This is a genomic window from Paenarthrobacter sp. NPDC089988 (assembly GCF_044748465.1).
In the GTDB taxonomy this organism is placed as follows: Bacteria; Actinomycetota; Actinomycetes; order Actinomycetales; family Micrococcaceae; genus Arthrobacter.
In genome coordinates this window covers 124,919-136,079 of record NZ_JBIVGD010000004.1, presented here as the reverse complement: position 1 = coordinate 136,079, position 11,161 = coordinate 124,919, and the positions used below count along the sequence as shown (strand labels likewise).

8 protein-coding genes are annotated in these 11,161 nt (G+C 63.7%); 4 read left to right on the top strand and 4 right to left on the bottom strand.

The window, feature by feature from the left end; all coding sequences use genetic code 11:
• Nucleotides 1-43 precede the first annotated feature (43 nt).
• The 3 genes from ACIPV6_RS07545 (at nt 44) to ACIPV6_RS07535 (ending at nt 4,602) form a co-directional block, all read left to right on the top strand.
• Nucleotides 44-958 carry a glycine betaine ABC transporter substrate-binding protein gene (locus ACIPV6_RS07545; protein ID WP_400270281.1) on the top strand — a complete coding sequence of 305 codons (915 nt, stop codon included), beginning with the start codon at nt 44-46 and terminating at the stop codon, nt 956-958.
• A 42-nt stretch (nt 959-1,000) separates the two neighbouring features.
• On the top strand, nt 1,001-2,779 hold the full coding sequence (locus ACIPV6_RS07540) for a urocanate hydratase (RefSeq protein ID WP_400270280.1): 1,779 nt from the start codon (nt 1,001-1,003) through the stop codon (nt 2,777-2,779).
• Nucleotides 2,780-3,153: 374 nt separating this feature from the next.
• Entirely contained in the window at nt 3,154-4,602 is a 1,449-nt protein-coding gene (locus ACIPV6_RS07535) for an aromatic amino acid lyase (RefSeq protein WP_400270279.1), read from the top strand.
• Between the two features lie 175 nt (nt 4,603-4,777).
• Here ACIPV6_RS07535 and ACIPV6_RS07530 read toward each other — a convergent pair whose 3' ends face one another.
• Both ACIPV6_RS07530 and rraA read right to left on the bottom strand, forming a co-directional pair.
• Nucleotides 4,778-6,430 carry an MDR family MFS transporter gene (locus ACIPV6_RS07530; RefSeq protein WP_400270278.1) on the bottom strand — a complete coding sequence of 551 codons (1,653 nt, stop codon included), beginning with the start codon at nt 6,428-6,430 and terminating at the stop codon, nt 4,778-4,780.
• A 132-nt stretch (nt 6,431-6,562) separates the two neighbouring features.
• Nucleotides 6,563-7,036: a ribonuclease E activity regulator RraA gene (gene rraA, locus ACIPV6_RS07525; RefSeq protein WP_400270277.1), complete on the bottom strand. Its 474-nt coding sequence runs from the start codon at nt 7,034-7,036 to the stop codon at nt 6,563-6,565.
• A gap of 156 nt (nt 7,037-7,192) precedes the next feature.
• On the opposite strand from rraA, the gene ACIPV6_RS07520 reads away from it, so the two are divergent.
• Nucleotides 7,193-8,497 (top strand): MFS transporter, encoded by a 1,305-nt coding sequence (locus ACIPV6_RS07520; RefSeq protein WP_400270276.1) that lies wholly within the window; start codon nt 7,193-7,195, stop codon nt 8,495-8,497.
• 5 nt (nt 8,498-8,502) lie between these two features.
• On the opposite strand, the gene ACIPV6_RS07515 is transcribed toward ACIPV6_RS07520, so the two are convergent.
• Both ACIPV6_RS07515 and ACIPV6_RS07510 read right to left on the bottom strand, forming a co-directional pair.
• A complete protein-coding gene (locus ACIPV6_RS07515; RefSeq protein WP_400270275.1) occupies nt 8,503-9,729 on the bottom strand; it encodes an FG-GAP-like repeat-containing protein in 1,227 nt (408 codons plus the stop codon).
• A gap of 121 nt (nt 9,730-9,850) precedes the next feature.
• The gene (locus tag ACIPV6_RS07510; protein WP_400270274.1) at nt 9,851-11,137 is read right to left on the bottom strand and encodes an FG-GAP repeat domain-containing protein; all 1,287 of its coding nucleotides are present in this window, start codon (nt 11,135-11,137) and stop codon (nt 9,851-9,853) included.
• Between the last annotated feature and the right edge of the window lie 24 nt (nt 11,138-11,161).

Sequence of the window (11,161 nt, the reverse complement as noted above, 5' to 3'; positions counted from 1 at the left end):
TGGCCGCTGCATGCCCTGCGCGAGCCATTCCAGGAGAGTTGACATGAAGAAGCACCTGACCGGATTCACCCTCGCGGCCGTTGCCGCCATCACCCTGAGCGCCTGCGGCGGCGGAGATCCGCTGAGCTCGTCCAACACTGCAGCTGCAGGAGGTTCGGGCGACAGCATCATTGTTGGTTCCGCCGACTTCCCGGAGAGCCAGCTCATTGCCAAGATCTACGCCGAGGCACTGAAGGCCAAGGGCGTGTCCGTCACGGAGAAGCCGAGCATCGGCAGCCGCGAGGTCACCATCCCAGCCCTCAAGGACGGCTCCATCGACCTGATGCCGGAGTACGGCGGCGCCCTGCTCCAGTACCTTGACCCGGCCACGAAGGCTGTCTCCTCCGACGAGGTCGCCGAGGAACTTACCACCAAGATCCCGTCCGGCCTGGCCGTCCTCGAAGCCTCAGACGCCCAGGACAAGGACGTCCTTGCCGTCAAGAAGGAGACCGCGGACCAGTACAAGCTCAAGACCATCGAAGACCTCCAGCCCGTTGCCAAGGACCTCGTCCTGGGCGGACCGCCGGAGTGGAAGACCCGCCTGAACGGCGTGGCCGGCCTGAAGTCGGTCTACAACCTTGAGTTCAAGGAATTTTCAGCGCTCGACGCCGGTGGGCCGCTGACGCTGAACGCCCTCCTTTCCGGCCAGGTACAGGTGGCCGACCTCTTCAGCACGGATCCCGCACTGAAGGACAACAACCTGGTGGCGCTGGAGGACAACAAGAACCTCTTCCTGTCCGAGAACATCACGCCTGTCATCAACCAGAAGAAGTCCACGGCCACCGTTAAGGAAACGCTGGACAAGGTCTCTGCGGCCCTGACCACCGATGACCTCATCACCATGAACGGCCGTGTAGCCAAATTCGAGGACATCGGAGAGATCGCCAAGGAATGGCTGAAGAGCAAGAACCTGGGCTAGTCCCTGCCGGTTTGTAGAGGTTTGTTTTAGAGGAGCAAGAGAATGACTGCCGATTTCACTACAGGAGCCCGCCCGGTTCGTGCCGCACGGGGAACCGCCCTGACTGCAAAGTCGTGGCAGACCGAGGCGCCGTTGCGCATGTTGATGAACAATCTGGATCCGGAGGTTGCTGAGCGTCCGGATGATCTGGTGGTTTATGGCGGTACGGGCCGTGCGGTGCGTTCGTGGGATGCGTTTGATGCGATCACCCGGACCCTGGAGACGATGGAGAAGGACGAGACGCTGCTGGTGCAGTCGGGCAAGCCGGTGGGGGTGTTCCGCACGAATGAGTGGGCGCCGCGTGTGCTTCTGGCGAACTCGAACCTGGTGGGGGATTGGGCGACGTGGCCGGAGTTCCGCCGCCTGGAGGCTGAGGGTTTGACGATGTATGGGCAGATGACTGCGGGGTCGTGGATTTACATCGGCACGCAGGGCATCTTGCAGGGCACGTACGAGACGTTCGCGGCTCTGGGGAACAAGCTCGTCGCGGACGGCCGGCACCCGGCTCCTGCTGCGGAGGGCTCGTCGGAGGGTCCGTTGGCTGGGACGCTGACGTTGACGGGTGGGTGTGGTGGCATGGGCGGTGCGCAGCCGCTGGCGGTGACGCTGAACGACGGGGCTTGCCTGATCATCGATGTTGACGAGACCCGCCTGCGTCGCCGTGCCGGGAAACGCTACCTGGACGAGGTCGAAACGGACCTGGACACCGCGATCGCGAAGGTCCAGGCCGCGAAGGCTGAGCGTCGTGGCTGGTCCGTCGGGTATGTGGGCAACGCCGCGGAGGTCTTCCCGGAGCTGCTGCGCCGGCACAGGGCGGGGGAGTTGACCATTGATGTGGTCACGGACCAGACGTCCGCGCATGATCCGTTGTCCTACCTGCCCGAGGGCATCACCGTGGCCGAGTGGCATGCTGAGGCCGCGGCTGACCCGGAAGGGTTCACGAAGAAGGCCCAGGCGTCCATGGCCCGCCAGGTGCAGGCGATGGTGGAGTTCCAGGACGCCGGGGCCGAGGTCTTTGATTATGGCAACTCCATCCGGGACGAGGCCCGCAAGGGCGGCTACACCCGTGCGTTTGAGTTCCCCGGGTTTGTTCCGGCGTATATTCGTCCGTTGTTCTGCGAGGGCCTGGGCCCGTTCCGGTGGGTGGCGCTGTCCGGGGACCCGGAAGACATCCGCGTCACGGATGAGGCGATCAAGGAACTCTTCCCGGAGAACAAGCACTTGCACAAGTGGATCGACGCCGCCCAGGAACGGGTGGAGTTCGAGGGCCTGCCGGCGCGTATTTGCTGGCTTGGGTACGGCGAACGCCACCAGGCGGGGCTGTTGTTCAACAAGCTCGTGGCCGAGGGCAAGGTCAAGGCCCCGATCGTGATCGGCCGTGACCACCTGGATTCGGGTTCGGTCGCGTCCCCGTACCGGGAGACCGAAGCGATGAAGGACGGCTCGGACGCGATCGCTGACTGGCCGCTGCTGAACGCGCTCACCGCGGCCTCGTCCGGGGCTACGTGGGTGTCGATCCACCATGGTGGCGGGGTCGGGATTGGCCGGTCCATCCACACCGGGCAGGTTTCCGTGGCCGACGGCACCGAGCTCGCTGCGGCGAAACTGACCGCGCTGCTGACCAACGACCCCGGCATGGGCGTGATCCGTCACGCCGACGCCGGCTACGAACGCGCCATCGACGTCGCCCACGAACGCGGCGTCCGCATCCCCATGGAAACCCCGGGATCCCAGCCTGCGCAAGCCCAGACCGTCACCGGCGCGGCTCCGGAGGGCGAATAATGACCGTGTCCACGAGCCCCCAACACCTGCTGGTCGGCCAAGACCCAGGCCCGGAAAAGGCGGGTTCGGCGCAGACAGGATCTGCCCAGGCGGGTTCGGCGCAGACCGGAACTGTGCAGGCCGGAACAGCCCAGAGCGGATCTGTGCAGACTGGATCTGCCCACACCAGAGCTGCGCGTGGCGGAAGAGTGCAGGCGGGGTCTGGCCTGCGGGCCGACACGGCCCCTTGCCCACGAGTAGCCGCCCGGCCGGTTTCTGCGCCCTGGAACCCTATCCGCTTCGCTCCGGAAACCGACTGACTGGCAGTCGTGGTTGTTTCGAGCCTTCATAGCAACCACAACTGCCAGTCAGTTGGGAAATGAAAGGATCGGTCCATGATTGAGATCGACGGCAGGAACCTGACTCTCGCGGAAATCGTGGCGGTTGCCGACGGAGCTTCGGTTGGCCTGGCTGCCGAGGCTTTGGAACGCATCGATGCGTCACAGGCTTCGGCTGTGGCCACTGCTTCCCGGCGTCCCGTGTACGGACGTTCCACGGGAGTGGGAGCAAACAAGACCGTCGCCCTGGCCGAGGCCGGCAGTGGCGATACCCACGGCCTCAAGCTCTTGCGGAGCCACGCCGTCGATGCCGGCGCGGCCCTCGACCGCCGAACGGTCCGGGCCATGATGGTGGTCCGATTGTCCCAACTGGCCGCAGGTGGCTCCGGTATCAGTCCCGTGATTGCCGAGGCCTTGGCAGGCATGATCAACGCGGACACGGTTCCTGAAATCCGGGAATTTGGTGGCATCGGAACAGCCGACCTCCCCGCCCTCGCTGGAACAGCACTGACCATGCTCGGGGAACGCGCACCCTTGGGCGGCGGCGCGGTTCCCTTTGTGCTGGAAACGTGGCCCACGTCGGACGCCCTTCCCTTCATCAGCTCCAGTGCGCTGACCATTGCCCAAGCAGTCCTGGCCCACCAAAAGTTGGCGCGGTTGTTGGGCAACGCCATGGCAGTGGCAGGTCTGTCCTTCGTTGCCATGTCCGGCAACACCGAAGCGTTGAGCCCCGCCGTGGCAGCGGCAGCCGACAGTGGATCGATTACGACGGCGGCAAACACCTTGCGTGCCCTTGTTCAGGGAACTGTGGGCGAACCGGCCCGGATCCAGGACCCCTATTGCCTGCGGACCCTGCCTCAGGTTTTCGGGTCCCAAGCTGAAGAGTTGGATGCGCTGGGTGCACTCCTCGAAAGGCTGGTGGTGGCCGGAAACGAGAATCCGCTGGTCTACGGATCGCCGGCAGACGGCAGCAACGATGTTGCCCATCATGGGCTTTTCCAGATGACAAACCTGGCCCGGCGGCTGGACACCCTGAACCTGGCCATCGGGGCTGCCTGCGCCACCCACCTGCGCCGCATCGACCTCCTGTGCGATCCGTCTTACACAGGTCTGCATCCGTTCCTGGCCGAGGACGGCTCCGGCCAGTCAGGCGTCATGATGCTCGAATACGTGGCGGCGGCAGCCGTTGGCAGGATTCGCGCCAACGCCCAGCCAGCCAGTCTCCAGACGGTCGTCCTGTCCCTGGGCGCGGAAGAGGATGCCAGCTTCGCAAGCCTTGCTGCGGCGCAGTTGCAGTCCACAGCTGAAGCCCTGGCGACCGTGAACGGCGTCGAACTTGTTTGTGCTGTCCGGGCCCTGCGGCAACAAGGCAAGGTACCGCAGGACTTCCCGAACACCACGCTGCGGAACCTCCTCACCGCAGGGTTCCAACTGCCCGCCGGGATGGGCGATCGCGACCTTCGGGAAGACCTGGAGCAGGCCATCCGATTGGTCGGGGAAGGCTGACGACAGCGACGGTCGCGGATGCCGGTAGGGCAGCCCGGCCTGGTCGCTGGGACCGGCGCAGCCCTGAGTTGGCGCCGGGACGGCGCAGCCGCCATCCTGCGCAGAACACAGGAACGGCAGGCAGTCCACAGACTGCCTGCCGTTTCTTGTTGCGAGCTACCGCCGTCGCGCTGACTTAGTGCGCAGCCACAGCTTCCTTCGCCGCCGACTTGGGGTCGGTGAGCTTCTTGTTCGGCAACGCGAAGCTGATCAGGAACGCGATGACCATCAGGCCCGCCGCGGTAAGCATCACGGTGTCGATGGCCTGTGCGAAGCCTTCGGTGATGGGGCGGGTCAGCGTGCTGTTGGCCGCGTGCAGCCAACTGGTGTCGTTAAGGGAATCGTTGTTGGCGCCGTTCTTGAAGAAGTCGAACAGCTTGGCGTTGGCGGGATCGGCGGCCACAGCCGGATCCTTCAGCACGGCCTGGTAGTCCGGGCTGGAAGAGGCGGTCTTCATGCCGTCCGCGATCTTGTCCGCGGCAAGGCTGAACAGCATGGAGATGAACACTGCTGTGCCCACGGCTCCACCCATGGAACGGAAGAACGCGGCCGTGGAGGTGCCAACGCCCATGTCCTTCGGCGGTACGGAAACCTGCATGGCGAGCGTCAGCGGCTGCATGCAGAAGCCCAGGCCTACACCGAAGAACACGGCAATCAGGCCGGGGACCCAAAGGCCGGTGTCCACGCCCAACACCAAGCCCATGACGACTGCGGCTGCGGCCAAGGTGAAGGTACCCAGAATCGGGAAGACACGGTAGACGCCCGAGGACGAAATGGTCCGACCGGCCGTGATGGAGCCGAACAGGATGCCCACGGTGAACGTGATCATCATGAGGCCGGCCTCGGTAGGCGTGAGGCCCTTGACCAACTGGAGGTACATGGGGAGCATGGCGATCGCGCCGAACATGCCAATGCCGATGATGAAGTTCAACAGCGAGGACAGGCCGAACGTGGCGTTCTTGAAGAGGCGGAGCGGGATCAGTGCGTAGTCGCCGGCACGCTTTTCAGCGAAAAGGAACGCAACGATGCCGAGGACACCGAGTCCGTAGCAGAGCCACGAGCCGCCAGAGGTCCATCCCCACACACGGCCCTGTTCGGCAACAAGCAGGAGCGGAACGATTGCGAGGGTGATGGCTGCAGCACCCCAGTAGTCGATCTTCTGCTTCACGTGCCGGGCCGGCAGGTGCAGGAACATGAACACAACCACCAGCGCAGCGAGGCCGATCGGCAGGTTGATGAAGAAGACCCAGCGCCATCCATCGAAGCCCAGGATGTTCGAGGCGCCGGCGAAGGCGCCACCAATGACCGGACCCAACACGGAGGAGATACCGAAGACTGACATGAAGTAGCCCTGGTACTTGGCGCGGTCCTTCAAGGCCACGATGTCGCCGATGATGGTAAGCGCCAGAGCCAGCAGGCCGCCGGCGCCCAGGCCCTGGACGCCGCGGGCGATCGCGAGTTCGGTCATGGAGTGGACCGAGCCTGCATACAGGGATCCGGCAAGGAAGATCAGGATGGCAGCCAGGTACAGCGGGCGGCGACCGAAGATGTCGCTGAGCTTGCCGTACAGCGGAGTGCTGACTGTGGAGGTAATGAGGTATGCGGTGGTGGCCCACGCTTGGAGGGACAAGCCATCGAGGTCGTTGGCAATGGTGTAGATGGACGTGGACACAATGGTCTGGTCCAGCGAGGACAGGAACATGCCGAGCATGAGTCCCACCATGACGGTGAGTGTCTGACGATGCGTCAGCACCTCACCGGCGGCCCGGACGGGCGCAGAGTTGGACATATCTTCTCCATGAGAGGCAGGCGTGGGTTTTAAGCAGGATAGTTGCTTTCAGTAACTATCCTGATGCCTGATTGATTCCCGGGTCACCAAACTTTTTTGCGAACTCACCGTAAATCACGTCCTGGCGAAGCATCACCGTTCCACGAGGATGCCGTCCGGATCGCTGTAGATCATTACGCCCGGCTGGATACGGACGCGGTCGATCACCAGATCCACATCAACCTCGCCAATACCTGCCTTGGCGCTCTTCCTGGGGTTGCTGCCCAGCGCTTTGACACCCAAGGGCAGCCGTGCCAGCGCTTCCCTGTCCCGGATGGCGCCGTTGATGATGACGCCCGCCCACCCATTTGCCACGGCGCTCTCGGCGATCATGTCTCCCATGAGGGCGGTTCGCAGCGAGGCGTGTCCGTCCACCACCAGGACGGCCCCCTCGCCGGGGGTGTTCAGGATGCTCTTAACCAGGGCATTGTCTTCGAAGCACCGCACCGTTCGTACTGGGCCGCTGAAGTGGGACTGTCCGCCGAGGTTCTGGAACTGAATAGAAATCGACTCAAGTTCTTCGCCGCGCTCGTCGTACAGGTCGGCGGTGTTCACATGCTCGCTCATGGGTTCTCCTTAAGGGGTTTGAGGCCACACTAACGCCCGTATCCAAAGCCCCGCACGGCTTGTCCACGCTATGTGGACAACACCGCCACAAAGCTCTCACGACTGTCCGCCGCGCTAGGCTGAATCCAAGCATCCACACCAAGGGGGAAACCTGCCATGAGCCTTTCTGACCTGCCCGGGCCGGTCCCTGATCCGGCCGTGGTACGTGCCAGCACGACGACGGCACTCGCCGAGCCGGTACAACGCGTCCGCTCGCTGTGGGTCACCGGCGTGGTGCTGGTCAACCTCGGCATCAACGCGGCCTTCTTCGGTCCCCTACAAGTGCTCTTGGGCCAACAGGCGGCTCATTTTGACGATGGCCAGAAGGAAGCGATCCTAGCGTTGGTGACAGGCTGCGGCGCCGCCGTTTCCATGGTGGCCAATCCCTTGTTCGGTGCTTTCAGTGATCGCACCACGTCGAAGTACGGACGACGGGTGCCGTGGGTCTTGTTGGGCGCGATTCTTGGCGCCGTGGCCCTCGTTGCGCTTGCCGGCGCCCCCAATGTCGCGGTGATGACCGTGCTCTGGTGCCTCGTCCAAGCCGGTGCCAACGGAATGTATGCCGCCATCACGGCCGCCGTGCCGGACCGCGTCCCGGTAGCGCAGCGCGGAACCGTCGGCGGCCTTGCCGCCATGGGGCAAACCGTGGGCATCCTGATCGGCGCGGTGATTGCCGCCGTCGTTGCCGGAAACTTCGCACTCGGTTACTGGCTGTGCGCAGCGGCGCTGCTCGCCGGCGTCGTGCTTTACCTCTTCAAGAACGACGACGAGCCCCTCCCCAGGCAGGACCGGCCCCCGTTCAGGATGGGCGCCTTTCTCCGGGGCTTTTGGGTGTCGCCGAAGCGCTTCCCGGATTTCGGCTGGGCTTGGCTTACGCGGCTCTTGGTGAGCACGGGCAACCACATGGTCACGTTGTATCTGCTGTTTTTCCTCAGTGATGCCGTACACCTGAAGGAGACCGAGGGCATTGATCCTGCTTTCGGCGTCCTGATCCTTACCGGGCTCTACGCTGTGGCGGTGATCATCACGAGCGTGCTCGGCGGCCGGTTGAGCGACCGGATGGGCAAGCGAAAGCCGTTGGTTATCGCATCGTCCGTCATCATCGCATTGGCTTCGCTGATCCTCGCCTTCGCGCCGACCTGGATCGGTGCGCTGGCAGGGGCGATTGTCCTTGGGATAGGATTCGGCGCCTACTTGGCCGTGGACTTCGCCTTAATCACGCAGGTCCTCCCCACGGCTTTGGACCGTGGAAAGGACCTGGGGGTCATCAACATCGCGAACTCGCTGCCGCAGGTGATCGCGCCGAGCATAGCGTTCCCGTTTGTTGCCTACTGGGGCGGCTACGTCTCGCTGTACATAGCCGCCGCCGTCATCGGCCTGCTGGGCGCGGTGTTCGTGGTGAAGATCAAGAGCGTCGCGTAGCTGGTTTAGAACACGGCGGTGAAGCCACCCCAGCCCCAGCCGACCACGGATTGGCCGCTCCAGCGGATCCACGGCTGGCTGCTGGTCAGGTAGTCCGCCCCCTTGCCGTAATACATGGTCAGACGACCCGAAGTGTCGACGCTGAACGCGTCGACGTTGCCGTCACCGTTGAAGTCGCCGCCGGAGCCCACGAACGGAAAACCGTTGAATCCCCACCCAATGCCGCTGCTCTGGGTATCAAACCAGCCGCTGCGAGTGGTCTCGTGCAGTGTCAGGTGTCCGTAAATGTCTCGGGAGACAATCCCGAGTTTGTTCGTACCACCGAAGTGTCCAACGGTGAAAACGGCATCCCTATTGATCCAGTAAGTGTCCACTCCGTACGGCTGGAGCCAGCCACCGCGCCCGTTTCCCGGGTAAAGGATTGCTTGGTACCAGCGGTCGACGGCAATGATGTCGTTGTTGCCGTCTCCGTTGAAGTCGCCGGCCGCCGAGATGGTCCGGAAATCCTGCCAGCCCTGGCCAATCTGGAACGCCTTCTTCCAGCCGCCCGTGCCGTTCCCTTGGTAAAGGAACAACCGGCCCTGTCCGTCACGACCGATAACATCCACCGTGCCGTCGCAGTCGAAGTCGCCAGGTGAGAAAAGCGTGTTGAAGACATTCCACCCCGTTCCCAGCACCTGGGCCGGGCGCCAGTTGCCCCGACCATCAGTGGGGTAGAGCAGGAGCCTTCCGGCGCTGTCACGGGCAAAGAGGTCATGTGTCCCGTCCCCGTCGAAACCTCGTGCCCGCGGCTTGGCAGCAATCCGGAGTGGATAGTCGGCCTGAAGGGTCAGCTTGGATTCGGAGTCATAGGACACCGTGACTGAAACCGCGATCACACGCCCCATGTCCGTTTGGGTGGCGCGGTACGTGGAGGCGGTGGCCCCTGGGATGACCTGGCCGTCGCGAGTCCAAACATAGCTGAAGCTTGGCGTCCCGCCCTCGGGTATGACGAACGGGGCATAGCCGCCGAGCTCTGCCTTCAGGAGGCCTCCGAGGGTCGGATCGCCATTGAGCTTCGGCTGGCCCATGTACACCTGGCGTGCCGGAACCAGGGCGGGTGCGGCATGAGCACGTGAGAGTGCTGGGCTTGCGTCGGCGGAGGCCGCTGGGACTGCAACCAGACCGGCCGCACCGGCGATGGCTGCAGCCGTCAGGAGTGAAACGAAACGCTGCCGATGGCCGGTCGACATCGAGTGCGAGGTAGCAAGAAAGCCCACAGGATTTCCCCCATTCAAGATCCAGCTGCACGAGCCGGTGCGGATAGTGAAATGTCGGATCCGCCCGGCATTGGGCGGATCCGACTGTTGAAGCCTAGAAAACCGCGTTGAACCCGCCCCAGCCCCAACCAACAACGCCGAAGCTCTTCCATCCGCCGGACCCGTTGCCGTAGTACATACGCATCTGGCCGGAGGTGTCGATGCCCCAGACATCGTTCGCGCCGTCGCCGTCGAAGTCGCCGGCCCCGCCGAGTTTGGCAATGGCGTTCCAGCCTTGGCCAATGACCCGGCTGGAAGTCCAGCCGCCCGCGCCGTTGCCACCATAGAAGACCAGGTTGCCGGCACTGTCGCGCGCCAGGACGTCAGGCTTGCGGTCGCCGTCGAAATCGCCGGGAGAGAAGATCGAGGTCATGCCGTTCCATCCCCAACCCACGGTGGAGGACGCCAGGAAGCCGCCACGGCCGTTGCCCGGGTAGAGCACCAGTTCGCCGTTGGTCTTGCGGGCGAGCAAGTCATTGTGGCCGTCGCCGTTGAAGTCTCCGGCGGCGAAAATGCTGCTGAAGATGCCCCAGCCCCAGCCGATCTGCTGGCGAGGGTACCAACCGCCTTGGCCATTCGCGGGGTAAAGGAACAAGGAGCCGGCGCTGTCGCGTGTAATGACGTCGTTCTCGCCGTCGCCGTTGAAGTCGCCAGCGGCCAGCATCGTGTTGAAAATCTGCCAGCCGGATCCGACCTGGCCCGCCTGCAACCAGGTTGCTTTCCCATCGGTGGGATAGAGCCCAAGGCGGCCATCGGACAGGCGGACGAACAAGCTCATGTTGTAAGGGGTCGCCAGCAAATATGGCCGATAAAAGCCGCTTGTATGTGGACGGTCGATATCGAACGGAGTGTTGTAGTTAAAGTCCAGGCCTGCCAGCGAAACGGCCGGAGTCCCGGATGTAGGGACTGCCCCCGGGTTATGGACAAGGGATCCGTCCCTCAAGTAGCCGAACTCTTGTCCCGCGGAGTTGTTGAACTGCAGAAATTCGGCCCTGTAGGTTCCCGGCGCTGTGCCTTGCGGAAACACCGCATTGAAGGAGTATGTGGAGTCGGCCTGATTGAACGAACCCTGCGTCAGTCCCCGGTGCCATTCGCCCGTGATGGTGTTCCGGAAGAAGACGTAGAGGTTGCTGATGGCACCACCGGTCTCGAAGGTGACCCGCGACGTTGCCTGCCCCCCTGCTCCGATTGATTTCGGCGTTGTCGATACAGACACCGGGACCGGAGCAAACACGTCATCGGCGTGCGCCGCTGGCGCGAAGCCCAGCCCTCCGAGCAGGACGATGCCGGCCACAACTGCGGCCAGCCAACTGCGCACCCGGTGCAGAGGAGTGCTCCCCATGGTTCCCCCATTCAAGCCGGGTTG